We start from the raw sequence: 26,384 nt of genomic DNA, 5'->3' as shown, positions 1-26,384 counted from the left end.
CGTACGCCCGGGCGCCGACGGGCCCGGCAGGGCGACGCCCTCACTATCCTGGGGTCCGTGCGCATCGACCTCCACACCCACTCGACGGCGTCCGACGGCACGGACGCGCCGGGGGCGGTCGTCGAGGCGGCCGCCGTGGCCGGGCTCGACGTCGTCGCGCTCACGGACCACGACACGACCGCCGGCTGGGCGCAGGCGACCGACGCGGCCCTGCGCACCGGCGTCGCGCTCGTGCGCGGCGCGGAGATCTCCGCGCGCTCGGGCGGGATCAGCGTCCACGTCCTGTCCTACCTGCACGACCCGGCGCACGCGGCGCTGCTCGACGAGCTCGAGCGCACGCGCGACGCGCGCACGAGCCGCGCCCGCCGGATGGTCGACCTGCTCGGCGAGGACTACCCGATCACGTGGGAGGATGTGCTCGCGCAGACCGCCGAGGGCACGACGATCGGACGACCGCACATCGCGGACGCGCTCGTCGCGGCCGGGCACGTGACCGACCGCTCCGCGGCGTTCGCGACGGTCCTCGCGCCCGGCACGCCGTACTACGTGCCGCACTACGCCCCGAGCGCGGCCGCCGCCGTGCGCGGAGTCCGTGCGGCCGGAGGTGTCCCCGTCTTCGCCCACCCGGGCGCCGACGGGCGTGGCCGGGTCGTGGCGGACGTCGTGATCGAGGAGATGGCCGCGGCGGGGCTCGCGGGGCTCGAGGTGCACCACCGCGACCACGACGAGCGTCAGCGCACCCGGCTCGACGACGTCGCCCGCACCCTGGGCCTGTTCGTCACCGGGTCGAGCGACTACCACGGGGCCGGCAAACCGAACCGGCTCGGGGAGAACACGACGGCACCGACCGTGCTGGAGCAGATCGAGGAGCTGGGACAGTTGGACGTGATCCGGTGAGCCGCCGGGCAGGCGTGGCGAGGCGTGACCGGGTGGTCGGACGATGAGCGACTGGTTCGACGTCCGGCTCTTCACCGAGGTCTTCGTCACCCTCTTCGTCATCATGGACCCGCCGGGCACCGTCCCGGTCTTCCTCGGCCTGACGAGCGCGATGGGCGCGAAGCAGCGCAACCAGGCGGCACGGACCGCGATCCTCGTGGCGTTCGGCGTCATCGTGGCGTTCGCGGCGTTCGGCCAGCAGATCCTCAGCTACATGCACATCTCGCTGCCGGCGCTGCAGACGGCGGGCGGTCTCCTGCTCCTCCTCGTCGCGATGGAGCTCCTCACCGGCAAGATGGAGGAGCCGCAGCCGTCGGGCAACAAGGGGGTCAACGTCGCGCTCGTGCCGCTCGGCACGCCGCTGCTCGCGGGGCCCGGCGCCATCGTCGCGACGATGGTGTTCGTGCAGCGGGCCGGGGAACGGGGCGGCGGTGTGGCGGAGTGGATCGCGATCGTGGCGGGCGTCGTCGCGGTGCACGTGTGCCTATGGCTCTCGATGCGCTTCGCGAACGTCATCAACCGCGTGCTCGGCGACTCGGGGACGATCCTCGTCACGCGCATCGCCGGGCTGCTCCTGGCGGCGATCGCCGTCCAGCTCGTGGCGGACGCCGTCACGCAGTTCGTCCAGACCGCCTGAGCGGCGCCGGCGGCGCCGCCGGCGCCTGCCGCCGACGGGGCTGGCCCTACCCCGTGGCGGTTAAACATGGGATGTTAGGTTGTCTCGGTGAGCGACCCCATCGTCCCGCCGCGCAAGGTGTCCGACCTGGTCCTCGACCGCCTGTCGGGCCTCGTCGAGCGGGGCGAGTGGGCCGTCGGGACACGCATCCCGCCCGAGCCCGAGCTCGTCGCGCGGCTCGGCGTCGGGCGCAACACGGTCCGCGAGGCGGTGCGGGCCCTCGAGCACGCCGGGATCCTCGAGCCCCGGCGCGGCGATGGGACGTACGTGCGCGCGGCGAGCGGCCTCGACGCCGCGCTCGCGCGCCGCGCCCGGACCGCGGACGCGCTCGACGTGCTCGAGGTGCGCGGCGTCCTGGAGCGCGGGGCCGCGCGGGCCGCCGCCGCGCGGCACGATCCCGAGGTCCTCGACCGGCTCGACGCCGCGCTCGCCGCCCAGCTCCGGGCGCGGGACGGCGCCGCGGACGACGAGTTCCAGGCGGCCGACGTCGCGTTCCACGCCGAGGTCGTGCGCGCCGCGGGCAACCCGCTCCTCGCCGACCTCTACGACGGTCTCGACCACGCCCTCGTGCGGACCCTCGCCACGGGCGCGCAGCGGCGCCACCACCGCGACCTCCCCGGCCACGAGGAGGTCGTCGCCGCGATCCGCGCGGGCGACCCCGACGCGGCCGAGCGGGCCGTCTCCGCGACCATCGACGCGGTGCGCGCGCAGCTCGTCGCCGCGGGAGCGCCCGCGGACGGTGCCGCGTGAGCGGGATCCGTCGTCCGCTCGGCGTCGCGGCCGTCGCGGCGATGCTTCTCGCGGCGCTCAACCTGCGCCCCGCGGTGGTCGCGGTCTCGCCGCTGCTCGGCGAGATCCGCGCCGACACGGGGCTGAGCGCCTCCGCGGCGGGGTTGCTCACGGCGCTGCCCGTCCTGTGCTTCGGGCTCCTCGCTCCGGTCGCGCCGGTGCTCGCGCGGCGCTGGGGGCTCGAGCGCGCGCTCCTCGCCGCCCTCGTGGTGCTCGCCGTGGGCTTCGCCGTCCGCCTCGTCCCGACCACGTGGGGGCTGTTCGCCGGCACGCTCGTCGTCGGCGGTGCGATCGGGGTCGGCAACGTGCTGCTCCCGGCGCTCGTCAAGCGCGACTTCGCCGACCGCGTCGGGCTCATGACCGGCCTCTACTCGATGTCGCTCTCCGGCGGCGCCGCGCTCGCCGCGGGCCTCACGCTCCCCGTCGCGAACGCCGCAGGCCTCGACTGGCGCGGCGCGCTCGCGACGTGGGGTGTCCTCGCCGTCGTCGGGGCGCTCGTGTGGGTGCCGCGCGCGCTGCACGCCACCGGCCCCGCACCGACGGGCTTCCGGAGCGGCGGGACACGTCCGGCCGGGCGCGGCTCGGTCTGGCGCAGCCCTCTCGCGTGGGCCGTGACCGCCGTCATGGGCACGCAGTCCCTGTCGTTCTACGCGACGAACGCGTGGCTGCCCGAGGTCTTCGTGTCGCTCGGCCGGACCCCGGAGGCCGGGGGATGGCTGCTCGCGCTGTGCAACCTGGTGGGGATCGCCGGCTCGTTCGCGACGCCCCTGCTGGCCGGACGGATGCGCCGCCAGCGCGGCATCGGCGTGGCCCTCGTCGTGCTGGTGGGCACGGGCCTGACCGGGCTCGTCGTCGCGCCGTCGGCTGCCGTGCTCTGGGTCGTGCTCCTGGGACTGGGCCAGGGCGGGGGGATCAGCCTCGCCCTCACGCTCATGGCGCTGCGCGCCCACGACGCCGCGCACACCTCGGAGCTGTCCGGGATGGCGCAGAGCGCCGGGTACGTGCTCGGCGCGTGCGGCCCGATCGGCGTCGGCCTCGTGCACGACGCGAGCGGGTCCTGGACGCTCCCGCTCCTCCTGCTCGTCGGCGTCGCCGTCGCGCAGGGGATCGCGGTCTGGTTCGCGGGCCGCGACGCGCACGTGCGCTGAACCGGCCGTCGTCGGCCGGACGCGCCCAGGCGCGCCTCCGTCCGCAGCGCGCGGTGCCGCGGACGACCCGGGCAGCTGGACCCGCGACGCGACGAGCCCCGACCCGCTGCCCCGGCCGAGAGGTCGGGGAGCGAGCCGGGGCTCGGGCGCGTGCTACTCGGCGGCGGGAGCGCCCCCCTGCTCGGAGCGCTCGACCGGCTGGCCGCCCCGCGTGCGGCGGCGGCTGCGGGACCGACGACGGCGCTCGCCGCCCTCGGCCGACCCACCGGGCGTCTCGCCCGCGGTCGTGGCGCGCTCGTCCGCGGTGCGCTCGCCCTGGCCTCCGGCCTCGCCGCCCTGGCGGCGACCGGAGTCGCCGCCGCGGCCGCCGTCACGTCCCTGCTCGCGTCCGTGCTCACGGCCACCTCGACCGCCCTGCCCGCGCCCGTCGCGGCCGGCCCGGTCGCCGCCTCCCTGCCCCCCCCGGGCGGGGCGCGCCGGGGTGTGGCGCTTGCCGGTCTCGCCGAGGTCCTCGAGCTCCTCGGCGTCGAGGCCTGCGAGGGTGCGCTGCTCCTTCGGGAGGCGCCCCTTCGTGCCCTCGGGGATCGACAGGTCCGTGTAGAGGTGCGGCGACGTCGAGTACGTCTCGACGGGCTCCGGGATACCGAGGCCGAGCGCCTTGTCGATGAGACCCCAGCGCGGCATGTCGTCCCAGTCGACGAACGTCACCGCGGTGCCCGTGTTGCCCGCGCGGCCGGTGCGGCCGGTGCGGTGCAGGTACGTCTTCTCGTCCTCAGGGCACTGGTAGTTCACGACGTGCGTGACGTCCTCGACGTCGATGCCGCGGGCCGCGACGTCGGTCGCGACGAGCACGTCGATCTTGCCGTTGCGGAACGCGCGCAGCGCCTGCTCGCGCGCGCCCTGGCCGAGGTCGCCGTGGATCGCGCCGGAGGCGAAGCCGCGCTCCGCGAGGTCGTCCGCGACCTTGGCTGCCGTGCGCTTGGTGCGCGCGAAGACGATCGTCCGCCCGCGCCCCTGCGCCTGCAGGATCCGCGCGAGGACCTCGACCTTGTCGAGCGCGTGCGCCCGGTAGACGACCTGGGCGATGTTCTTGACGGTCTGGCGACCGTCGTCGTCCGCCTCGATCGCGCGGATGTGCGTCGGCTGCTTCATGTAGCGGCGGGCCATCGAGACGACCGCGCCCGGCATGGTCGCCGAGAAGAGCATGGTGTGGCGCTGCGCGGGGGTCCGCGCCAGGAGCTTCTCGACGTCGGGCAGGAACCCGAGGTCCAGCATCTCGTCGGCCTCGTCGAGCACGACGGTGTTGGCCCGCGTGAGGTTGAGGTGCCCCTGGTTCATGAGGTCGATCATGCGGCCGGGCGTCCCGACCACGACCTCGACGCCGCGCTGCAGCGCCTCGACCTGCGGCTCGTACGCGCGCCCGCCGTACACCTGCAGGACGCGCACGCTGCGCAGGCGCGACGCCGTCTCGAGGTCCTTGGCGACCTGGACGGCGAGCTCGCGCGTCGGGACGACGACGAGCGCCTGCGGCTTGCCGGGGGAGGGGAGCTCGTCGAAGCCGGGCTCGCCCGGCGCGACGACGCGGTGCAGGAGCGGCACGCCGAAGCCGAGGGTCTTGCCGGTCCCGGTCTTGGCCTGCCCGATGATGTCGTGGCCCGACATCGCCACGGGCAGGGTCATCGCCTGGATGGGGAAGGGGTGGGTGATGCCCGCGTCGGCGAGCGCCGTGACGATCTCCGGGCGGACGCCGAAGTCGGCGAAGGACGTGTTGTCGGACTGCACGCTCGCGGCGACGGCGCGCGCGTCGGCGCTCACGTCGGGGGTGGCGTCCGTGGTGGTCGCGTCTGTGGTGGTCACTGGTGCCTCTGTCTCTTCCGGCGCGCGCGACCGCTTCGTCGGGGAGCGTCGGGAACCGGCTCCTCCGCCGGGTGACCCGGACGTGGTCGTACGCGCTTCGTGGCCGGCAGCCGATCGTGGAATTCGTGGCGCGGGTCCGCGGGAGCGGACCCGTACCGCCGTCGTCGCACGAGGACGGGCGTCGCCCTTCGTGCCGGCCGGGGCCGGGACGGGCGCGTGAGGTCAGGACGACCGGGCAACCGATGTACCCGCCCATGGTATCGGACGGCCGCCCCGCGGCGCTCCGGCACCGGCGACCGCCACTATCCTGGCGGGATGATCGACGTCGACCAGCCCACCGGACCGACGACCGGCGCGTCCCAGGACGCGCTCGAGCTCCTCGGGCTCGTCGCCTACACCGAGCTCTCGAGCTTCGGCCGGCTCGCCGGCGACGCGGCGCACGCCCCGACCCTGCGCCAGCGCCAGGCGCTGTCGCGCATGGCCGCCGAGCTGCTCGAGCGGCAGGAGTCCGTGCTGGGCCGCGTCGCGGAGCTCGGGGGCGACCCGGAGACGTGCATGGCGTCGTTCGACGGCCTGTTCGACGACTTCGACGAGCGCACGCGCCCGAGCACGTGGTGGGAGGGCATCCTCAAGGGCTACGTCGGCCAGGGGGTCGCGGACGACTTCTGCCTCCTCGCCGCGGGCGGCCTCGACGACCGCTCGCGGGACGTCGTCGTGGGCTCGCTCACGCAGGGCGCCCGGGCGGACCGCTCGGCGTCCGTCATCGCGGAGGCCGCGACGGCGGACCCGGTGCTCGCGGCCCGGCTCGCCCTGTGGGGCCGCCGCATCGTCGGGGAGGCGCTGGGCGTCGTCGGTGTCGTGCTCGCGCGCCACCCCGCGCTCGACCGCCTCGTCGCCGAGGTGAACCGCGAGGAGGCGGCCGCGTCGCCGACCGCGACGACGCAGTCCTGGGTCTTCTCACGGCTCACCGCGGAGCACACCCGCCGCATGGACCGGCTCGGGCTCGCCGCCTGACCCGCCACCGCGCGCCGTGCCCGGACGCAGGACGGCCCGGGCGCCTCCCGCGGACGGGGACGACCGGGCCGCTCACGCTGCTCGCGGGCGGTGAGGTCAGAGCGACCCGAAGCCCACCCGGCGCTGCTCCTCCGTGCCGATCTCGACGTATCCCAGGGACACGGTCGGGACGATCACGCGGCGCCCCCGGGAGTCCGTGAGCTCCAGCGCGGGCGCTCCGCCCAGGGCGTCCGAGACCGCCTTCGCGACGTCCTCCGCGGACAGGTCGGTGTCGACGACGAGCTCACGGGCCAGGTTCTGCACACCGATGGTGACTTCCACGTGTTCTCCTCACAGCGGCCGCGCGCACGCGGCTGGTCGACGGCAGGCCGCCGGTGGGTGACCCACCGGCGACAACGCGAACGATAGTAGTCAGATTCCCTCGGGCCGTGTGCGGCGCAGCATCCCGTGCACGCCGCGCCACACGAGGCGCGGGACGAGGCGCGTGACGTCGTCGGCGCTCGCCGCGCCGTCGGCCCGCACCGCCTCGGTCGCGGCCGCACGGCCCACGGCCGTGCAGGTCCGCGCGACGACGAGCGCCTCCGGCGGGTCGAGCTCGGTGATGCGGACGAGCACGTCCGCGAAGGCCTGGGAGATGTGCGCGTCCGGCGCGAGCACGCGCGCGCGCACCACCGGGTCGCGCATGACGTCGGACTCGAACAGCAGCGCGGACGAGCGGCCGGCGGTGTGCGCGTACGCCACGTAGGCCCGCACGATGCCCTCGATCACGGCGAGCCCGTCGACCGCGAGGGCGTCCGCGTCGCCGGGAGCGTTCCCGGGTGCGGCGTCGCGGAACGGGTCGAGCGTCGTGTGCACGGCCCGGACGAGCCGGTCGCCCTGCTCGTCGACGATCGCGAGGTACAGGTCGAGCTTGGACGGGAAGTGCCGGTACAGCACCGGCTTGCCGACGCCTGCGCGGTCGGCGATGTCGTCCATCGAGATGTGGTGGTAGCCGTGGGTCGCGAAGAGGTCCTCGCCGATCGACAGGAGCTGGGCGTGCCGCTGCGTCCGGGGCATGCGCGTGCGCGCCGCGGGAAGGGCCCCGCCCTTGCGTCCCGGACCACCCGTCATGGGCCCGAGGATACGGGCGAACCGCGAGCGGTCGACCCGGGGCGACGAGGAGTGGGACGATGGCCGCGTGCCCGACCCCGACACCTCGACCGACCCCCAGCCCCCTGTCGTGGACGGCGGTGCGGCCGACGCCCCGGTGGTGCGTCACCCCGACCGCGTGCGCGGTAGTCGTCCGCGCCCGGTCGTCGCGGTCCTCGCGTGCCTCGGCGTGGGTTTCGGCGCGGGCGTGGCGACGGCGGAGGTGTGGGACGTGCCCGGTGGGTCGGTCCCGACGGCGTCGGCGCCCGTGGTGAGCGCGGCCCTGGCAGGGGACGGCACCGGTCAGGTCCCCGACCGCGCGCCGGACGCGGTGAGCCGTTCGGGAGAGGCGCGGGCGGTGCTCGGCACACCCGACGCACCTCGTGCGACGGACGCGCCCGGCCCGGTGGCCCTGCCGACGCCGCCGCCTCCCGGGACGCTCGCCCCGCTCGCGCCCCTCGCCTCCTCCCCGACCCCGCCGGTCCGGGTGCCCGCCGCCCCGGAGGTCCCGCCGACGCCGACCCCGCTCGTGCCGACCGCGTCGGCGGTCCCGGTCCCGGAGCCCGGCTCGGGCCTCACGGGGAAGGACGTCGTCCCCGACCTCGGCGGGACGCTGGTCGTCGTCCCGGGCGAGGTCCCGGCACCGGGTCCGGGCACGGTCCGCTCCGTGCGCGTCGAGGCCGAGCTCGGCCTCCCGCTCGACGGCGACGTCCTCGCCGAGGCGGTGCTGGCGACGCTCAACGACCCGCGCGGCTGGGGCGCGACGGACGGCGTGACGTTCTCCCGCACCGCCGCCGACGACGCGTCGATCCGGGTCGTGCTCGCGAGCCCGGCCACCACGGACCGGATGTGCGCGCCGCTGCAGACGGAGGGCCGGTACTCGTGCGGCAACTCCCTCACGGGCGTCGCGGTCCTCAACTTCGACCGCTGGGTGCACGGTGCCGCGGACTTCGGCGACGACGTCGCGACCTACCGCCAGTACCTCGTGAACCACGAGGTCGGCCACGTGCTGGGCCACGGGCACGAGCCGTGCCCGGCGCCGGGCGCCGTCGCCCCGGTCATGGTGCAGCAGTCGATCTCGACCGAGGGTTGCGTGCCGAACGGCTGGCCCTCGCCGTAGCGTGCGCGCGGGCACGAGGCTCGCCGGCCCAGGACCGCTCCGGGTGTCGGTGGCTCGTGATGGGATCTCGTCGTGCTCCGGACCAGCGCGCAGCCCCGCCGACCCCGCCTCGTCGCGTCCGATCTCGGCCTCGACGCCGCTCCCGTCGTCCTCGACGACTCCCAGCGCGCGGCGGTCGCGGCCGCGTCCGGACCCGGGGCGACGCTGGTCGTCGGGGGACCGGGGACGGGAAAGACGCTCGTCGCGCAGGAGGTCGTGCTCGCCGCGCTCGACCAGGGCGTCGCGCCCGAGCGGGTGCTCCTCCTCGCGGCGTCCCGCAGGGCCGCGGCGTCCGTGCGGGACCGGCTGTCCGAGCGGGCACGGCGCACCGTGGGAGCACCGATGGTCCGTACGGCGGCGTCGGCCGCGTTCGCGGTCCTGCGGGAGCGCGCGGCCGCGCTCGGCGAGCCGACGCCCACGCTGGTCTCGGGACCGGAGCAGGACCTCGTTCTGGCCGAGCTCCTCGACGGTCACGTCGCGGGCGAGGGCGCTCCGCTCGAGCTGCCGGACGGCCTGCCAGAGGAGGTGCTCGGTCTGCGCGGCCTGCGCCAGGAGCTGCGCGACCTGCTCATGCGCGCGGCGGAGCGCGGCCTCACGCCGGCGGACCTGGGCGAGCTCGGGCGCCGGCACGAGCGTCCCGAGTGGGTGCTCGGGGCGCAGCTCTACGCCGAGTACCTCGACGTCACGGCGCTGCGTGGGGGGACGCCGGACGTCGGCGCTCGGCTCGACCCGGCCGTCGTCGTCGACGAGGCGGCCGAGGCCCTGCGCGCGTGGGACGACGAGGTGCCGGACGCACCGCGACCGGGGTGGGACCTCGTCGTCGTCGACGACTACCAGGAGGCCACGGTCGCGACCGCCCGACTCCTGCACGTGCTGCACGAGGACGGCGCGCGCCTCGTCCTGCTCGCCGACCCCGACTCCGCGGTGCAGGGCTTCCGCGGTGCGAGCCCCGGCCTCGTCGGGCGCGCGTCCGCCCCGCTGCGCGGTGGAGCGGGGAGGCGGGGCGAGCTCGGGGCGCGCGTCGCCGTCCTCGGGACGGCCTGGCGGCAGCCGGACGCGCTGCGCGCGGTGACGCGCCGGGTCGCGGCCCAGGTCGGGACCCTCTCCGGGGCGGTGCACCGCGGTGCGGCGCCGAGGCCAGAGGCCGACGCAGGCCCGGCCCCCGCTCCGGGTGCGACGGCCGGCCGGCCGGCCGTCGAGGTCGCCGTCCTCTCCGGTGCCGCGCAGGAGGCGGCGTACGTCGCGCGCGAGCTGCGCGCCGAGCACCTGCTCCACGGGACACCGTGGGGCCGCATGGCGGTCGTGGCGCGGACCGGTGGTCGGCTCGCGGCGCTGCGCCGAGAGCTCGTCGCCGCCTCGGTCCCGGTCACGCTGCTCGGCTCGGACGTACCGCTGCGCGACGAGCCGGCGGTCGCCCCGCTGCTCGCCGCGGTGCGCGCGTGCGTCGCCCCGGCGGACGACGCCGTGCCGGAGCTCGACCCGGCGACCGCGTCGCTCCTGCTCACCTCGCCGCTCGGCAGCCTGGACGTCGTCTCGTTGCGCCGTCTGCGCCGTGCCCTGCGCGCCGAGGAGCTCGCCGGGGGAGGGGGGCGGACGTCCGACGCCCTGCTCGTGGAGGTCCTCGAGGACCCGGCCCGCGCCGCGACCCTCCCCCCGACCGTCCGCCGTGGTCCGGTCGCGGTGGCGCGGGCCCTCGCCGCGGGGCGTGCCGCCGCGGGAGAGCCCGGGGCGAGCGCGCAGACCGTGCTGTGGTCCGTGTGGGCGGCGACGGGGCTCGCGGAGCGCTGGCGCTCCGCGGCCCTCGACGGTGGTCCGGCCGGTGCGCGCGCGGACCGGGACCTCGACGCCGTGCTCGCGCTCTTCCGTGCGGCGGAGACGTTCGTCGACCGCATGCCGGGCGCTCCCGTCGCCGCGTTCGTCGAGTACCTGGCGTCCCAGGACCTCCCCGCCGACTCCCTCGCCGCGCGGGCGAGCGGGACGGACTCCGTCGCGGCGCTGACCCCGGCGGGCGCGGCGGGCGGGGAGTGGGACGTCGTCGTGGTCGCCGGCGTGCAGGACGGCGTGTGGCCCGACCTGCGGCTGCGTGACTCGCTGCTCGGGTCGCAGGCACTGGTCGAGCTGCTCGCGGGACGGTCCGACGACGCCCGCGGCGTCGGACCGCAGGCGCGCGCGCAGGTGCTCGCCGACGAGCTCCGGGCGTTCGTCGTCGCGACGTCGCGCGCGTCGCGGCGCCTCGTGGTCACCGCGGTCGAGGACAGCGAGGACGCGCCGTCGGTGTTCTGCGACCTCGTCGTCCCGCCGTCCGAGCCCGGCGACGATCCCGGCGACGGGCCCGACGACGACCCGGACGGCAGCGGTGCGGGCGGTGGGTCGCACCCTCGCACGCCCGGTGGCCGCGCCGCCGTCGACGGCGCGCGCCGCCGCGTGCAGGTGGGTGCGCCGCTCGACCTGCGGGGCGTCGTCGCGGCCGCCCGGGCGGTGCTCGTCGCGGACGAGGCGGCGTCCGGTCCCGCGGAGCCCGGCCCCGGCCTCCTCTCCGGGCGCACCGCCGACGCGCGGCCCGGGGCGGAGGCTGCCGCGACGCTGCTCGCCGACCTCGTCGCGGTCGGCGTGCCGGAGGCGCGGCCCGAGAGCTGGTACGGCGTGGCGGGCGTGTCGAGCACCGCCCCGCTGCGGGCCGACGACGAGACGGTCACCGTGTCGCCGTCGAAGGTCGAGACCGTCACGACGTGCGCATTGCGCTGGTCGCTCGAGGCAGCCGGTGGCACGGCACCGGACGCCGCGCACCAGAACCTCGGCACGCTCGTCCACTCGATCGCCGAGACCTCGCCCTCGGGATCCCTCGCCGACCTGCGGGCCGAGCTCGACCGCCGCTGGCCCGAGCTCGCGCTCCCCGACGGCTGGCCGTCGCGGCAGCTGCGGCGGCGTGCCGACCGCATGGTGATCAAGCTCGCGGCGTACCTCGCGGAGGCGGGCGAGCCGCTCCTCGTCGAGCCGACGTTCGACGTGACGGTCGGCAGGGCGCACCTGCGCGGCACGATCGACCGGGTCGAGGACGCCGGGGAGGGGAAGGTGCGCGTCGTCGACCTCAAGACGGGGCGCCGCACCGCGACGAAGGCCGAGGGCGCGGAGCACCCCCAGCTGGGTGCGTACCAGCTCGCCGTCGAGGCGGGGGCGCTCGACCTCCCGGACGGCACGCGCAGCGCGGGGGCGCAGCTCGTCTACGTCGGCAGCACGCACGTCGGCCCGGCGGTCGTCGCGCAGCCGGCGCTCGACCCGGAGCCCGACGGCTCGAGCTGGGCGCGCGACGTCGTCGAGGGCGCGGCCGACGCGATGGCGTCCGCGACGTTCACGGCACGGCAGAACGGGCTGTGCGAGATGTGCCCGGTCCGCCGGTCGTGCCCGGTGCAGCCCGAGGGCAGGAAGGTGGTGGCATGAGCAGCGAGCTCTTCGAGCTCCCGGAGGAGTCGCGCCCCCGCGTCCGGCTCGTCGGCGGGGCGCCCACCGGCGACGCGCAGGACGGGAGCGTCGCGTCGAGGACGGCCGTGCAGGCGATCTCCGCGACCGAGATCGCGGACCTGCTCGGACGACCGCGGCCGACGCCCGAGCAGGTCGAGGTCATCGAGGCACCGCTCGAGCCGGCGCTGGTGGTCGCGGGCGCCGGGTCCGGGAAGACCGAGACCATGGCGGCCCGCGTCGTGTGGCTCATCGCCAACGACCTCGTGGCGCCCGACGCGGTCCTCGGCCTCACCTTCACGCGCAAGGCCGCGGGCGAGCTCGCCGAGCGCGTCCAGACGCGCCTCGCGCAGCTCGCGCGGGCACGCGGCGGCACGACGTCGGCGCTCACGCTCCTCGACCGGCCGACCGTCGCGACGTACAACGCCTACGCGGCGTCGCTCGTCGCCGACCACGGGCTGCGCGTGGGCGTCGAGCCCGGTGCGCGCCTCCTCGGCGAGGCGCAGCAGTGGCAGCTCGCGTCCGAGGTCGTCGAGAGCTGGGACGACGACCTCGGTACCGACCGCGCCGTGAGCACCGTCGTCGCCGCCGTGCTCGGGCTCTCCGGCGCGCTCGGCGAGCACCTGCTCGAGCCGCACGACGCGCGCGACCGCCTCGCGGAGATCGTCGAGACGCTCGACGGGCTGCCGCTCGGCCCGCGGCAGAAGGCGCGGACCAAGGAGGTCGTCAAGCTCGTCGGGGACGTCGCCGAGCGCGTCCGGCTCCTCGACGTCGTCGCCGAGTACCGGCGCCGCAAGCGGGCCACCGACTCGCTCGACTTCGGTGACCAGGTGGCGCTCGCGGCACGGCTCGCGCGCGAGGTGCCGGTCGTCGGCACGACGGAGCGCGCGCGGTACCGCGTGGTCCTGCTGGACGAGTACCAGGACACGTCGCACGCCCAGGTGGAGCTGCTCGCGGGGCTGTTCGGCGGCGGCCACGCGGTGACGGCGGTCGGTGACCCGCACCAGTCCATCTACGGCTGGCGGGGTGCGAGCGCGGGTGGGCTCGCGCGCTTCCCGGAGAGGTTCCGCCACGCCGACGGCGGTCGCGCGGCCGTGCGCTTCCTCTCGACGTCGTGGCGCAACGATGCCGCGGTGCTCGACGCGGCGAACGTCGTCTCGGCGCCGCTGCGCGTCGCAGGCGCAGCCGGGTCGGGCTCCGCGGTGACGGTCCCGCCGCTGTCCCTGCGGCCCGGTGCCGGCGGCGGGTCGGTGACCGCGCACGTCGCCGCGACGGCGGAGGAGGAGGCGGCCGCCGTCGCCGACCTCGTCGCGGCGCGGTGGCGTCCGGCGAGCGCGCCGGGCGGCCGGGTGACGGCGGCCGTGCTGTGCCGCAAGCGCAGCCAGTTCGCGACCGTCGAGGTCGCGCTGCGTCGTCGAGGTCTGCCCGTCGAGGTCGTCGGCCTCGGCGGCCTCCTGACGACGCCGGAGGTCGTCGACGTCGTGACGCTCCTCGAGGCTGTGCACGACCCCTCGCGCGGCGACGCGCTCGTCCGTCTCCTCACCGGCCCGCGGGTCAACCTGGGCGCCGCCGACCTGCACGCGCTCGGCTCGCGCGCCGCCGACCTCGCCCGGCAGGACGGTGGTCCCGGGCGCCGACCGCGCGCCGGCGCCGGTCCCGCGCACGTCGCGGACGGGCAGGTGGGGACCGAGGGGATCGAGGGGGCGGACGGCGGGACCGCACCGGCCGTGGTCGAGGGCGACGTGGTCGACCACCGCTCGATCGTCGACGCGCTCGACGACCTTCCCGCGCCCGGTCGCGCGGCGGGTGACGGCCGCGTGCTCGGTGACGCCGCCCACGCCCGGCTCGGCGCGCTCGCCGCGACGCTGCGCTCCCTGCGCTCCCTGACCTACCTCTCGCTGCCGGAGCTCGTCGTCGAGGCGGAGCGCGCGCTGGGTCTCGACGTCGAGGCCTCGACGACGGCGGCGCTCCACGCCACCCGGCGGCTGACCGACCCCGACGCGGTGAGCGACCGCGCCCGCGAGCACCTCGACGCGTTCCGCGACGTCGCGGCGACCTTCGCGCAGACGGCCGACGTCGCGACGCTCGGCGCGTTCCTCGCCTGGCTCGGCGTCGCGGCGTCGCGCGAGAACGGACTGGACCTGCCGGTGCGCGAGCCGGACCCCGACGCCGTGCAGGTCATCACCGCGCACGCCGCGAAGGGGCTGGAGTGGGACGTCGTCGCGGTGCCGGGGCTCGTCGACGGGGTGTTCCCGACGGTCGCGCAGTCGGCGTCGGGCACGCGCGCCGACAGCGGCTGGCTCACGGACGTGTCGCAGCTCCCGTACCCCCTGCGCGGTGATGCGGCCGACCTCCCGCAGTTCCGGTACGACCTCGCGACGGACACCAAGGACCTCGTCGTCCGGCGTGACGAGTTCCGCGCGGCGTCCGGCGAGCACCAGCTCGCCGAGGAGCGCCGCCTCGCCTACGTCGCGCTCACGCGCGCGCGGCGGGAGCTCTTCCTCTCGGCGTCCTGGTGGCAGACGGGATCGACGCCTCGAGCGCTGTCCCCGTTCCTCCTGGAGCTCGCCGAGGCGGGCGCCGTCGGGGCGGACGGGTGGGCGGTCGCGCCCGAGCCGGGAGCGACGAACCCGCTCGAGGGCGTCGAGGTCACCGCGACCTGGCCGGCGTCCGACGACGCCGCGCCGGGCTCGGCCCGGGCCGTCCTGCGGGCGACTGCCGAGAGGGTCGAGGAGGCGTCGCGACGCCGCGCCCGCGCAGCGGCCGGCGATCCGGCGCCAGGCGGCACGGCGGGCGGCGGCACGGCGGGCGGCGGCACGGCGGGCGGCGGCGTCTCACCTGCCGGAGCATCCGGGGCCGACGCCGACCGGATCTCGCCGGCCGACGCGCTGACCGCCGCGGAGGGCGTGCTCGTCGACGAGGACGGTCGTGACCTCGTCGGTCTCGCGCGCGTCCTGCTCGCCGAGCGGGAGGACCGCGCCGGGAGGGACGTCGCGCTGCCCGCGCACGTCTCGGCGTCGGCCCTCGTGCGGCTCGCGAGCGACCGCGACGAGTTCGCCCTGCACCTGCGCCGACCCGTGCCGAGCGAACCGACCGTGCACGCGCGGCGGGGCACGCAGTTCCACCTCTGGGCCGAGCGGTACTTCACGAGCGCGTCGCTGCTCGACGTCGAGGACCTCCCCGGCGCGGACGACACGGACCTCGACCCGGACCAGGACCTCGAGTCGCTCCAGCGCACGTTCCTCGCGTCGTCGTGGGCTGCGCGCACGCCGATCGCCGTCGAGGTCGACGTCGAGACGCCGGTGGGTGCGACGGTCCTGCGCTCGCGCATCGACGCGGTCTTCCCCGAGCTGCCCGAGCTCGCCGGGGGAGCGACGGACGCCGTCGTGGTCGTCGACTGGAAGACCGGACGGGCGCCGTCGGACCCGCAGGCGCGCCGGAACCGCGAGGTCCAGCTCGCGGTGTACCGGCTCGCGTGGTCGCGCTGGGCCGGTCTCCCGCTCGAGAAGGTGAACGCGGCGTTCTACCACGTCGGGTCCGACGAGACGGTGCGGCCTGAGCGGCTCCTCGACGAGGCGCAGATCGAGGCGCTCCTGCGGGGGTGAGAGGGCCTGAGCCTTCCTGCGCGGCCGTCCTGCGACCGGCCGACTCAGTCCGAGGAGCCCTCGCGTGTCGCGTCCTCGAGGTCGGCCAGCATGTCGAGCGCGTCCGCGACGACGTCGTCCAGCCCGTGCCGCACCCCGTGCAGGAGCCAGCGGGCGAGCGCGAGCTCTCCCACGAGCAGCGCGCGGTCCGCGAGGTGCTTGTCCGTCAGCTCCGTGCGCCGCAGCTGGTACGCCTCCATGATCGAGTCGATCGCCTCCGGTGGGGCCGAGACGAGCAGCCAGGCCAGGTCGTCCGCGGGGTCGGCGACGCGCGCGTCCGACCACCCCGTCACCGCGGCCACCCGGCCGCGCGCGACGAGCACCTGGTCCGGCCCGAGGTCCCCGTGCACGACGACCGGCTGGAAGCGCCACAGCGACACGTCCTCGAGAGCGGACTCCCACCGCCGCAGGAGCGCCGGCGGTACCTGACCCGTCGCGGCGGCCTCGTCGAGCTCGGACATCCGGCGCTGCCGGTACTCCTCGGCGTCGTACCCCGGCAGCCCGGCGTCGTCGACGATCGCGCGCGGCAGCTCGTGGACGGACGCGACGACCCGACCGAGATCGGCTGCGAGGCCCGGTCCGGGCCGCAGCGACTCGACGTCGAGAGGAGCGCCCTCCACCGCGGGGTGGACGACGGCGCGCCCGCCCTCCGGCAGGACGGCGGTCCCGCTGATGTGCGGCACCGTGAACGACAGCACCCCCGAGGTGACGTAGTGACGGAGCGACGCGAGGAGCTCGGACTCGGCCTCGAGCGCGGCCCCCGCCTGGAGGCTGCGCGGCGCACGCACGGTCCACCGGGCGCCGTCCGCGTCGGTGACCACCGCCGTGTCGTAGTCGCCCGGGTCGGCGACGGCCCGGGCGGACCGTGCGTCCAGGCCCGGGACGGCCGCCGTCGCGAGGGCGGCGAGGGTCAGCGGTGAACGAGGCACCCGCCCACGGTAGTCGCTCGTCGCCCGCGCGGACCTCGACCCACGCCGACCGGCACCCGTACCGACGACGGCGGGCACGGGCGACCGCAGCGGTGGCCTACGGTCGGGGAGTGAGCACCGAGCACCCGCCGTACCGCCCTCTGCCCCAGCCGCTCGACGCGGCACCCGTCGACCGCGCGGCCCACCGGCGCACCGAGGCCGGCCTCGTCGAACGGCTCGTGAACGAGCCCGCCACGCGCGTCCTCCTCGTCCACCGCGGACGGCTCGCCACCGCGGTCGACGGCGCCCTCGCACTGCTCCCGGGCGGCGCGGTCGTCGGTGTCCCCGCGACCCACGGCGGCGAGCGTCCCCGCTGGCTCTTCCTCGGCGAGGGCGAACCGGCGGGCGACGCAGCGGGGAGGGCAGAGCCGGGGGCGGACGCGCCGACGTCGTACCTCGCTCTCGTCCTGCCCGACGACGCCGACGCCGAGGAGGTCGACATCGAAGGGGTCGACCCCGCCGAGGCCCTCGCGGTGCTGGCCCGCACGCACACCTGGTCCGGGTTGCGCGAGCTGTCGACCCGGCTCGACGCGACGCAGGCCGCGCTCGCGACGGAGGCCGTCGCGCTCGCCGCCTGGCACGCCGCGCACGAGCGGTGCCCCCGCTGCGGCGAGCCGACGACGCTCGAGAACGCCGGTTGGACCCGTCGCTGCGTCGCGCAGGGCACCGAGCTCTACCCGCGCACGGACCCGGCCGTGATCATGGCGGTGGTCCACCGGGGCGACGGCGCCGACCGGAGGGACGGCACCGGTGACGGGGTCGACGGTGACGAGCGGCTGCTCCTCGGTCACGCGGCGCACTGGCCGGAGCGAAGGTTCTCCACGCTCGCGGGCTATGTCGAGCCCGGCGAGTCGCTCGAGAACGCGGTCCGTCGCGAGGTCCGCGAGGAGGCCGGCGTCGAGGTCGGCGAGGTGACCTATCGCGGGAGCCAGCCGTGGCCGTACCCGGCGTCGCTCATGCTCGGGTTCTTCGCGCGGGCGACCACGGCCGCCCTGCACGTCGACGGCGTCGAGCTGACCGACGCCCGGTGGTTCACGCGGGCCGAGCTCGAGCGCGACGTGCGCTCCGGAGAGGTGCTCCTGCCCGGACGCGCGTCGATCGCGCGGGCTCTCATCGAGGACTGGTTCGGGGCCGAGCTGCCCGGCGCCTGAGTTCGCGGGCGGGGTCGGGGTCTACCGCCCGGCCGCTCGACGATCGCCGACTCCCGGCCCCTCCGTCGGGCCGTCCACGACTGACCCGTCCACGACTGACCCGTCCACGACCCACGACCCGTCCGTCGGCTCACCGTCTGCACGAGGTAGTACCCCGGTCGCGTGAGGTAGTACCCCGGTCCCGTGAGGTAGTACCCCGGTCCCGTGAGGTGGTACCCCGGTCCCGCCAGGTAGTACCCCGGTCCCGCGAGGTAGTACCCCGGTCCCGCCAGGTAGTACCCCGGTCCGGCCACGGAGGCCCGTGGTGACGCGGGCGGGAGCTCCGGTTCGGGGCCGGTTCGGGGCCGGTTCGCGGGGTGGGCCTGCGGGACGCGTCAGGCGGCGAGGCGCTGCTTGACCTCGGCCAGCGACGGGTTCGTGGCAGCCGTGCCGTCGGGGAAGACGACGGTGGGGACCGTGCGGTTGCCGTCGTTGACCTGCTCGACGTACGCGGCGGTCTCGGGGTGCTCCTCGATGTTCACCTCGGTGTACCCGATGCCCTCGGACTCGAGCTGCGTCTTGAGCCGGCGGCAGTAGCCGCACCAGCTCGTCGAGTACATGACGATCGAGCCGGCGTCGGGCGTGGTCGGGGCGGTGGGCATCGCAGGATCTCCTCGGGTCGGCGTGCAGGACGGCGCCCCGGCAGCGGTCGCGGCCCGGGCACCTCGGGGTGAACGTCCGGCCGAGGTGCCGTTGTTCCCGACGAGCACCGATGTCGTCACGGTGCGGGGTCGGCGCGGTCCACAGCCGGGTCGCGACTGATGTCCCGTGTGGGCGCAGGCTGCGAGAATCGCCGTGATGTCCACGCCACCGTTCCCCTCCGCCGCCGTCTCCTCCCGTCCCGTGCTGCGCTCCGCCGACGCGATCCTCGAGGCGCTCGACCCGGACCAGCGGGACGTCGCCCTCGCGCTGAGCGGGCCGGTGTGCGTGCTGGCAGGCGCGGGCACGGGCAAGACGCGCGCGATCACGCACCGCATCGCGTACGGCGTGCGCACGGGGGCGTACACGCCGACGTCGGTGCTCGCCGTGACGTTCACGGCGCGCGCCGCGGGGGAGATGCGCACGCGCCTGCGCGAGCTCGGCGCGACGGGCGTCCAGGCGCGCACGTTCCACGCCGCCGCGCTGCGCCAGCTCGGCTACTTCTGGCCCAAGGTGGTCGGCGGTGCGCCGCCGCGCATCCTCGAGCACAAGGCGCCGGTGATCGCCGAGGCCGCGCGTCGGCTCGGCGTCGGCGTGGACCGCGTCGCGGTGCGCGACCTGTCGTCGGAGGTCGAGTGGGCCAAGGTCTCGCTCGTGACGGCCGACGACTACGTGCGGGCGACCGAGGCGATCGACCGTGACCCGCCCTCCGGCTACGACCACCAGACGGTGGCCCGTCTCATCACCGCGTACGAGGACGTCAAGACGGAGCGCTCCGTCATCGACTTCGAGGACGTGCTGCTCATGCTCGGCGACATGCTCGCCACGCAGGGGCGCGTCGCCGACGAGGTGCGGCGTCAGTACCGGCACTTCGTCGTCGACGAGTACCAGGACGTCTCGCCGCTGCAGCAGTTCGTGCTCGACCAGTGGCTCGGCGGGCGCAACGAGCTGTGCGTCGTCGGCGACCCGTCGCAGACGATCTACTCGTTCACCGGCGCGACGCCGCACCACCTGCTCACGTTCTCGCGCACGCACCCGGGCGCGCAGGTCATCCGGCTCGTGCGCGACTACCGCTCGACGCCGCAGGTCGTGCACCTCGCCAACCAGCTCCTCGCTCGCGCCGGCCGCGCGGGCGGCGCCCACCAGGCGCTCGAGCTCGTCGCCCAGCGCCCGGCGGGCCCCCCGGTGTCGTACACCGCGTACGACGACGACGAGAGCGAGGCGAAGGGCGTCGCCGAGCGCGTCGGTCGGCTCCTCGCCGCGGGCACCCGGGCGAGCGAGGTCGCCGTCCTGTACCGGACCAACGCCCAGTCGGAGGCGTTCGAGGCCGCGCTCGCGGACGCGGGCATCGGCTACCTGGTGCGTGGCGGCGAGCGGTTCTTCCAGCGCAAGGAGGTCCGGGACGCCATCGTGCTGCTGCGCGGGGCAGCGCGTTCCGCCGACCCCGACGTCGCGATGCCCGAGGCCGTCCGCGACGTCCTCGGCTCTGCGGGATGGGCGACCCAGCCCCCGGCCGCGCGGGGCGCGGCACGGGAACGGTGGGAGTCGATGCAGGCCATCGTCGCGCTCGCCGACGACGTCGCCGGGCTCGCCGTGGGGTCGGACGCCCCGGCGCCGACCGTCGCGACCTTCGTCGCCGAGCTCGACGAGCGGGCGTCCGCGCAGCACGCCCCCACGGTCGAGGGCGTGACGCTCGCGTCCCTGCACGCCGCCAAGGGGCTCGAGTGGGACGCCGTCTTCCTCGCGGGGATGAGCGAGGGGCTGATGCCCATCTCGCTCGCGGAGACCGACGAGGCGGTCGCCGAGGAACGGCGGCTCCTGTACGTCGGCATCACCCGTGCGCGCGAGCACCTCGAGGTGTCCTTCGCCCGCTCGCGCAACCCCGGCGGGCGCGCCACGCGTCGCCGCACGCGGTTCCTCGACGGGCTCTGGCCCGACGGTCCCGCCACGCCGCGCGGACGCCGGTCGCGGTCCGGCCAGCCGCGCGTCCAGCTCACCGGCGAGTACGACCGCGAGCTGTTCGACCGGCTGCGCGAGTGGCGTCTGCAGGTTGCGCAGGAGACGGACAAGCCCGCGTTCACCGTGCTCGTCGACACCACCCTGGCCGCGATCGCGGAGACGCGACCGAGCACGGTGCCGGAGCTCGCGCGCATCAACGGTCTCGGCCCCGCGAAGATCGAGCGCTACGGAGCCACGCTGCTCGAGATCGTCGCTCGCGCCAAGGCCTGAAGCGGCCCCCGGGAGGCGCTCCGCGCGCGTCCGGACGAGGGCGCTCGGCGGGCGTCGAAGAACTCGCCCGAAGAAATCTCGGAAATAAGTTGTGTCTCCTTCGTCGAGCGGCATACGCTCGTCGAGTCCTGATGGAGCGGGCTGTGCCGAGAGGCGCATCCCCGAGTGGAGAAAGGTGGTGGGAGCTGAGATGAAGAACCTGATCGCAATGACGATCCTGCTGGATTCCGCGGCCGATAACACGGCTGCGCCGGGAGGACTCCGTCCGCGTGCGCGCACGCACGGCGGCACCTTCGTCAACCGCCCCGCTCCCGACTCCGCTCCCAGGACACGTCCGGTCTGACCGACCGGCACCTTCCAGGCCGCGGAGTCCATCTAGGACCCGCGGCCTTCGTGTTCTCCAGAGCGCGACTGCCGATGAGGATCACCGGCCTCTCCCGTCATTACTGACGGGGACCGCTGTCCCTCGGGTCCTGTGACGACGACGTTCACACCACGACAGGACATCACTGGAGGACATCGTGCGGCTCACCGCGCTGCTCGACAACATCACTGCCCAGGGCGGATCCGGCCCCTGGGCACCCCACCAACCGCTCGCCACACCGCTGGGCGAGAAGGACGCGGCCGAGTTCGACCGCCTCCTGGCCGGACTCCTGCCCTGCCGGACCAACGACCCGGAGCTCTGGTTCGCCGAGCGCGCCACCGAGGTCGAGGAGGCCAAGGCCCTGTGCCGCACGTGCCCCCTCGTCGAGGGCTGCCTCGCCGGCGCCGTCGAGCGTCGGGAGCCCTGGGGCGTCTGGGGTGGCGAGGTCTTCGTGGACGGCGTCGTCGTCGCGCGCAAGCGCGGCCGCGGCCGTCCCAGCAAGGCCGAGGTGCTCGCACGTCAGGCCGAGGAGGCTGCCCGCCTCGAGGCCGAGGCGTCAGCCTCGGCCGCGGCCTGACGTGCGGGCCGACCGGGCGAGCGGCGCCCCGTCCGGGGGCGCGCTCGTCAGCTCGCCGCAGCCGCACAGCGGGTGGCGAGACGTCTCGCGCAGCCGCGGCATCGCATCGGGAGCCGGGATCTCGAGGCATGCCGCGGCGGTGCGGGGCACCGACCCGTCGACGAAGGCCAGGACCTGGCCCGCGGCGACGGAGGCGGCGACCGCTGCGACGACCGACTCCTCGTGCTCCGGCGCGCTGACGTCGCGCAGCTGCTGAGCGACCTGCGGCCAGCACGGATCGATCTCCGCCCGGTGCAGGTCGACGCACCGCAGGCAGGGGTCCAGGCCCGGCCGCACGAAAGGGCCCACGAGGACGTCGGCCTCCCGCACGACCACCGACAGGTGTGCGACCCCGTCACCCACGAGCTCCCGGACACGCCCGGGATCGGCCGCGCGGTGCTCGATCACGACGACGAGGTCCGGCGGCCCAGAGCCCCCCGCTGCGCCCGACGACGGTGCGCACCGGGTGCGGACGTCCGGCGAGATCTCGCCGAGCAGACGGGTCAGCGCGACGTCGCGCCGCGCCCCGACGTCACGCATCCGGTACCCGCCGAGGCCGACGTCCGTCACCAGCACGGGCGACGTGTCGTGCAGGGTCACGGTTCCCACCCCGGCCGTCGTGAGCGTCGTCGCGAGCGTCGCGCCGACCCGGCCGAGCCCGACGACTGCGACCGTCGCCCGCGCGCGCCCCGCGAGCACGCGGTGGGCGTCCCCGTCCGGGAGCAGCGCACCGAGCACCCCCGCCTCCGCCTCACCGCCGCCAGGGGCCGGGGACACCGCCGTCGACGACGGCGGCGGCACGAGGAGACGGGCGTCCCTCAGCAGGCGCAGGAGCGTCGTGCGCCGCGCGGCCGACAGTCCCGACGCGTCGGTGCGTGCCGGCCTGGTGCCGGTCATGGCCTGCATCCACGTCTCCTCCGCCGCGTCGAGGCCGACGAACCGGACCGCCCAGCGCGGGTCGGTCCCGAACTGCAGCTCGCCCGGCGCGCGCCGGAGCACGTGCGTGGCCGGGCGCAGCCTCTGACGTGACGGCACGGGTCCTCCTGGGTCGTCGGGGCCGGCCCGGACGGGGCCGGACGACCAGCAGCGTCGCACGGGTGGACGCGCCCGCCCCGGTTGTCCACAGGTCGACCCGGCGGAACAGCACGGGCGGCGCCCCCGACGGTGACGCCCGAACCCTGTCGATCGGCTGGTGAACCCTTGACCGCCACCCGGTCGAAGCGCGACGCCCTGCCGTGCTACCGCCCGCCAGCACGCGAGCGTCTCGGCGTGGGCCCTGCCAATTCATGGCGAGAACCACTACGGTCTTGGCGTGGTCCGAGATTCGGTCGTGGAGGTCCGGCGCAGCCGCCGGCGCAAGAGCACCGTGAGCGCGTACCGCGACGGCGAGCGGACGATCGTCGCGATCCCCGCCCGGTTCACGCGCGAGCAGGAGCGCGAGTGGGTGCAGCGCATGCTCGACCGCCTCGCCGACTCCGAACGCCGACGCCGCCCGTCGGACGACGAGCTCGAACGCCGCGCGGCCGAGCTCTCGGCGAAGTACCTCGAGGGCCGTGCTAGGCCCGCGAGCGTGCGGTGGGCCGGGAACCAGGACCGACGCTGGGGGTCGTGCACCCTCATCGACGGGTCGATCCGCATCTCCACGCGCGTGCGGGGCATGCCCGGATGGGTCCTCGACTACGTGCTCCTGCACGAGCTCGCGCACCTGCTGCACGCCGGGCACGGGCCCGGCTTCTGGAAGCTCCTCGAGAGCTACCCGCGGACCGAGAGGGCGCGCGGGTTCCTCGAGGGGGTCTCCTTCGCCCGTGACGCTACGGATCCCGGAGCGGTCGACGACGGACCGGACGAGCTCGCCGTCGACCGCGCCCCCCGCGGTCCCGTCGGCTAGGCCGGGCCGCCGGGCCCCGGCGTGCCCGGCGCGTCGTCCGTCCGCCCGTCGTCGTCGCGCGTCCCGTCACCCCGCCCGTCGTCACCGGTCGGGTTCTCGCCGGCCGTGCGGAAGATCTCCTCGAGCGCCTTGTCGACGTCCGCCTCCTCGGCGCGTGCCGCGTCCCGACGGCCGGCGTACCCGGCCGGGTCGTCGAGGTCCGTCGCGTCGGGCAGCAGGTCCGGGTGGTCCCACACGCCGTCGCGCGCGGCGGCTCCCGACTGCGTGGCGATGAGCGCCCAGAGCGCGGCCGCGTCGCGCGACCGACGCGGGCGCAGCTCGAGCCCGACGAGCGTCGAGAAGGTGTGCTCCGCCGGTCCGCCCGCGGCACGGCGTCGGCGCAGCATCTCGCGCAGCGGTACGGCGTGCGGGAGGTGCGGCAGGGCGGCGGTCGCCGTGACCTCGTCGACCCAGCCCTCGACGAGCGCGAGCGTCGTCTCGAGCCGCAGGAGCGTCGCCTGCTGCTCCGGGGTGTTCTGGAGCCCGAACACGCCGCCGGACAGCGCGCGCTGGAGCGCGCCGGTGTCAGTGAGGTCGACGTCGGCGAGCTGGGACTCGAGCGCCTCGAGGTCGATCGTGATGCCGCGCGCGTAGGCGTCGACGAGACCGCGCAGGTGCCCCCGCAGCCAGGACACGTGCGTGAAGAGCCGTGCGTGCGCCGCCTCGCGGAGCGCGAGGAAGAGGCGCACCTCCTCGGCCGGCGCGTCCAGACCCTCGGAGAACGCCGTGACGTTGGTGGGCAGCAGCACCGTGGCGGGCCGGTCGAGCAGCGGCAGGCCGACGTCCGTCGCGCCGAAGACCTCGCGCGAGAGCGTGCCCGCGGCCTGCCCGACCTGCATCCCGAAGACCGCGGAGCCGAGCCGCTGCATGAGGGCGGCGGGGTCGCTGCCGATCCCGCCCGCGGGCATGCCCGGCAGCTGGAACCCGATCGCGGGGGGTGCGTCGTCCTGGATCCCGAGCTGGTCGCCGAGCTGGTCGCGCAGGACGGTCGAGAGCGCGTCGGCGACCGAGGACGCGACGGGTGCGACGAGCTCGTTCCACGCGGGCAGGGTCTGCTCGACCCACTCGGAACGGCTCCACGCGTGGCTGCGGCCGCCGGCCGGGGGGAGGTCCGTCACGGCGTCGAGCCACAGCTCGGCGACCGAGAGCGCCTGCGTCGCCTCGCGCTCCTGCGCGCCCGTGACCGACGGGTCGCCCTCGGCGACCGCGACCTGCCGCGCGACATCGTGCGAGACGTCCGTGTTCACCGGCCCGTCCGTCGGCGTCGAGAGCAGGCGCTGGACCTGCGCGAGGACGTGCTGGAAGAGCTGGGGGTCCGCCGCGGCGCCGCCGCCCGCGGAGAGCGCCGCGGGGTCGAAGCCGCGGGCGCGCAGCTCGCGCAGCGCCTCGTCGGCGCCCGGGCCGAGCATCGAGCGGAGCAGCTCCTCGAAGCCGCTGTCCGGCCCGTCCTGGTCGTCGGGCCCGGGCGTGCGGTCGGGGGGCAGGCTGCTCATGAGGACTCCTCGGGGTAGCGTCGGGAATCACCGTAACCACGATCGAGCGCCGAGAACGGGGGCAGGCCCATGTCCGAGGGCGGGGTTCGCTCACGGCGCAGCGACCCGGCGTCCGCGAAGGACACGGCGGCGGTCCCGTCGGGGGCGCGTGACGTCGCCGTCATCGGGGAGGGGCAGGTCGCGCGGGCCGTCCGGGAGGGGCTGGGAGCCGAGCCGGGGACGCCGGCCGCCGACGGTCCGCAGCGACCGTGGTCCGACCAGGTGCGTCGCGTCGTGCTCGTGCTGCCCGCGGGCGAGTTCGGACCCGCCCGTCCGCGCGGGGAGCCCGGCCTGTGCGCCCGCGACCGCCTCGTCGCCGAGGCGCGGCGGGTCGGGGAGTCCGCGCGCGCCCACGGGATCGAGCACGTCGTCGCGGTGACGTCGGCGGCCGTCCACGGCGCCGCTCCTGGGCGTGCGGTCGTCGACGACGACGAGCCGCCGGACCCGGGGGCTGCGGGCGTCGCGGGCGACCTCGTCGCCGCCGAGGACGCCCTGCGCGAGGCGCTCGGTCCCGTCCCGCTGGCCGTCGTCCGGCCCGCCCTCGTGGTCGGCCCGGGGATCGACACGATCCTCACGCGGCACTTCGAGGCGCCTCGGCTGCTCACGGTGCGCGGGGGAGACCGCACCTGGCAGCTCCTGCACGTCGAGGACCTCGTGAGCGCGGTGCGCGTCGTCCTGGACGCCGGGCTCGTGGGCGGGCTCACCGCCGGTGCCCTGCGCGACGGTCGTCCGGACGAGCTCGACGCGGAGACGGTCGCGACGGTCGCCGGGATGCGGACCGTCCAGCTCCCCGCGGTGACGGCCTTCGGTGCCGCGGAGCGGCTGCACCGCGTCGGTGTGCTGCCCTCGCCGGCGAGCGACCTCGCGTTCGTCGTGTACCCGTGGACGGTGTCCGCGGCGCGCCTGCACGACGCCGGGTGGTCGCCCGCGTGGTCGAGCGCGGCGGCGCTCGAGGTGCTGCTCGACCAGGTGCGGGGCCGTCTCGGCGTGGGCGGGCGCCGGTTCGGCGGGCGCGACGCCGCGGCGCTCGGCGCGGCGGGGGCCGCGGTCGCCGTCCTGGGGACCGCAGCGGTGTGGCGACAGGCGCGTGCCCGGCGCTGACTGTGTGCGCT

The 26,384-nt window shown here is 76.1% G+C and carries 21 protein-coding genes; 14 read left to right on the top strand and 7 right to left on the bottom strand.

What is annotated here, in order from left to right; all coding sequences use genetic code 11:
• The first annotated feature begins 57 nt into the window (after positions 1-57).
• The 4 genes from ACZCLJ_RS07265 (at position 58) to ACZCLJ_RS07250 (ending at position 3,549) form a co-directional block, all read left to right on the top strand.
• A complete protein-coding gene (locus ACZCLJ_RS07265) occupies positions 58-897 on the top strand; it encodes a PHP domain-containing protein (protein ID WP_463105971.1) in 840 nt (279 codons plus the stop codon).
• 43 nt (positions 898-940) lie between these two features.
• On the top strand, positions 941-1,573 hold the full coding sequence (locus tag ACZCLJ_RS07260; RefSeq protein WP_251153141.1) for a MarC family protein: 633 nt from the start codon (positions 941-943) through the stop codon (positions 1,571-1,573).
• A gap of 87 nt (positions 1,574-1,660) precedes the next feature.
• Positions 1,661-2,362: a FadR/GntR family transcriptional regulator gene (locus ACZCLJ_RS07255; RefSeq protein WP_463105970.1), complete on the top strand. Its 702-nt coding sequence runs from the start codon at positions 1,661-1,663 to the stop codon at positions 2,360-2,362.
• On the top strand, positions 2,359-3,549 hold the full coding sequence (locus tag ACZCLJ_RS07250) for a CynX/NimT family MFS transporter (protein WP_463105969.1): 1,191 nt from the start codon (positions 2,359-2,361) through the stop codon (positions 3,547-3,549). Before ACZCLJ_RS07255 ends, ACZCLJ_RS07250 begins: the two co-directional genes overlap by 4 nt.
• Before the next feature lie 153 nt (positions 3,550-3,702).
• On the opposite strand, the gene ACZCLJ_RS07245 is transcribed toward ACZCLJ_RS07250, so the two are convergent.
• Complete coding sequence (locus ACZCLJ_RS07245; protein ID WP_463105968.1) at positions 3,703-5,406, bottom strand: DEAD/DEAH box helicase; 1,704 nt, start codon at positions 5,404-5,406, stop codon at positions 3,703-3,705.
• Positions 5,407-5,721: 315 nt separating this feature from the next.
• Here ACZCLJ_RS07245 and ACZCLJ_RS07240 point away from each other — a divergent pair, with 315 nt between their 5' ends.
• Complete coding sequence (locus ACZCLJ_RS07240) at positions 5,722-6,420, top strand: ferritin-like fold-containing protein (protein WP_251153144.1); 699 nt, start codon at positions 5,722-5,724, stop codon at positions 6,418-6,420.
• Positions 6,421-6,516: 96 nt separating this feature from the next.
• Here ACZCLJ_RS07240 and ACZCLJ_RS07235 read toward each other — a convergent pair whose 3' ends face one another.
• Together ACZCLJ_RS07235 and ACZCLJ_RS07230 are read right to left on the bottom strand one after the other, a co-directional pair.
• On the bottom strand, positions 6,517-6,741 hold the full coding sequence (locus ACZCLJ_RS07235; protein ID WP_251153145.1) for a DUF3107 domain-containing protein: 225 nt from the start codon (positions 6,739-6,741) through the stop codon (positions 6,517-6,519).
• 90 nt (positions 6,742-6,831) lie between these two features.
• Positions 6,832-7,530: a TetR/AcrR family transcriptional regulator gene (locus ACZCLJ_RS07230; RefSeq protein ID WP_251153146.1), complete on the bottom strand. Its 699-nt coding sequence runs from the start codon at positions 7,528-7,530 to the stop codon at positions 6,832-6,834.
• 67 nt (positions 7,531-7,597) lie between these two features.
• Here ACZCLJ_RS07230 and ACZCLJ_RS07225 point away from each other — a divergent pair, with 67 nt between their 5' ends.
• The 3 genes from ACZCLJ_RS07225 to ACZCLJ_RS07215 all read left to right on the top strand — a co-directional run bounded on the left by ACZCLJ_RS07225 (position 7,598) and on the right by ACZCLJ_RS07215 (position 15,768).
• Entirely contained in the window at positions 7,598-8,668 is a 1,071-nt protein-coding gene (locus ACZCLJ_RS07225) for a DUF3152 domain-containing protein (protein ID WP_463105967.1), read from the top strand.
• Between the two features lie 72 nt (positions 8,669-8,740).
• A complete protein-coding gene (locus ACZCLJ_RS07220) occupies positions 8,741-12,145 on the top strand; it encodes an ATP-dependent helicase (protein WP_463105966.1) in 3,405 nt (1,134 codons plus the stop codon).
• Entirely contained in the window at positions 12,142-15,768 is a 3,627-nt protein-coding gene (locus ACZCLJ_RS07215; protein ID WP_463105965.1) for a UvrD-helicase domain-containing protein, read from the top strand. The genes ACZCLJ_RS07220 and ACZCLJ_RS07215 overlap by 4 nt, the downstream gene beginning before the upstream one ends.
• 44 nt (positions 15,769-15,812) lie before the next feature.
• On the opposite strand, the gene ACZCLJ_RS07210 is transcribed toward ACZCLJ_RS07215, so the two are convergent.
• Entirely contained in the window at positions 15,813-16,736 is a 924-nt protein-coding gene (locus tag ACZCLJ_RS07210; RefSeq protein WP_251153150.1) for a phosphotransferase, read from the bottom strand.
• 110 nt (positions 16,737-16,846) lie between these two features.
• On the opposite strand from ACZCLJ_RS07210, the gene ACZCLJ_RS07205 reads away from it, so the two are divergent.
• Positions 16,847-17,926 (top strand): NAD(+) diphosphatase, encoded by a 1,080-nt coding sequence (locus ACZCLJ_RS07205; RefSeq protein ID WP_463105964.1) that lies wholly within the window; start codon positions 16,847-16,849, stop codon positions 17,924-17,926.
• Positions 17,927-18,300: 374 nt separating this feature from the next.
• Here the strand turns inward: ACZCLJ_RS07205 and ACZCLJ_RS07200 are convergent, their stop codons facing one another.
• Positions 18,301-18,567, bottom strand: coding sequence for a mycoredoxin (locus ACZCLJ_RS07200; RefSeq protein ID WP_251153152.1), 267 nt, complete (start codon positions 18,565-18,567; stop codon positions 18,301-18,303).
• A gap of 196 nt (positions 18,568-18,763) precedes the next feature.
• Here ACZCLJ_RS07200 and ACZCLJ_RS07195 point away from each other — a divergent pair, with 196 nt between their 5' ends.
• The 3 genes from ACZCLJ_RS07195 (at position 18,764) to ACZCLJ_RS07185 (ending at position 21,774) form a co-directional block, all read left to right on the top strand.
• Positions 18,764-20,833 (top strand): ATP-dependent helicase, encoded by a 2,070-nt coding sequence (locus ACZCLJ_RS07195; protein ID WP_463105963.1) that lies wholly within the window; start codon positions 18,764-18,766, stop codon positions 20,831-20,833.
• A 190-nt stretch (positions 20,834-21,023) separates the two neighbouring features.
• A complete protein-coding gene (locus ACZCLJ_RS07190; RefSeq protein ID WP_463105962.1) occupies positions 21,024-21,176 on the top strand; it encodes a hypothetical protein in 153 nt (50 codons plus the stop codon).
• A gap of 178 nt (positions 21,177-21,354) precedes the next feature.
• Positions 21,355-21,774: a WhiB family transcriptional regulator gene (locus tag ACZCLJ_RS07185; protein WP_285821151.1), complete on the top strand. Its 420-nt coding sequence runs from the start codon at positions 21,355-21,357 to the stop codon at positions 21,772-21,774.
• Here ACZCLJ_RS07185 and ACZCLJ_RS07180 read toward each other — a convergent pair.
• Positions 21,754-22,848, bottom strand: coding sequence for a ThiF family adenylyltransferase (locus tag ACZCLJ_RS07180; RefSeq protein ID WP_463105961.1), 1,095 nt, complete (start codon positions 22,846-22,848; stop codon positions 21,754-21,756). The genes ACZCLJ_RS07185 and ACZCLJ_RS07180 overlap by 21 nt on opposite strands.
• A gap of 277 nt (positions 22,849-23,125) precedes the next feature.
• Here ACZCLJ_RS07180 and ACZCLJ_RS07175 point away from each other — a divergent pair, with 277 nt between their 5' ends.
• On the top strand, positions 23,126-23,701 hold the full coding sequence (locus ACZCLJ_RS07175; protein WP_251153155.1) for a YgjP-like metallopeptidase domain-containing protein: 576 nt from the start codon (positions 23,126-23,128) through the stop codon (positions 23,699-23,701).
• Here ACZCLJ_RS07175 and ACZCLJ_RS07170 read toward each other — a convergent pair.
• Positions 23,698-25,233, bottom strand: coding sequence for a zinc-dependent metalloprotease (locus ACZCLJ_RS07170; RefSeq protein WP_463105960.1), 1,536 nt, complete (start codon positions 25,231-25,233; stop codon positions 23,698-23,700). The two genes, ACZCLJ_RS07175 and ACZCLJ_RS07170, sit on opposite strands and share 4 nt — an antisense overlap.
• Before the next feature lie 69 nt (positions 25,234-25,302).
• Between ACZCLJ_RS07170 and ACZCLJ_RS07165 the strand changes: the two genes are divergently transcribed.
• Positions 25,303-26,373 carry an NAD-dependent epimerase/dehydratase family protein gene (locus ACZCLJ_RS07165; RefSeq protein ID WP_463105959.1) on the top strand — a complete coding sequence of 357 codons (1,071 nt, stop codon included), beginning with the start codon at positions 25,303-25,305 and terminating at the stop codon, positions 26,371-26,373.
• Positions 26,374-26,384 lie beyond the last annotated feature (11 nt).

This window comes from Cellulosimicrobium sp. So1_17, from assembly GCF_055181235.1.
The sequence above is the reverse complement of the archived record's forward strand: the minus strand, read 5'-3'. Positions and strand labels throughout refer to the sequence as shown.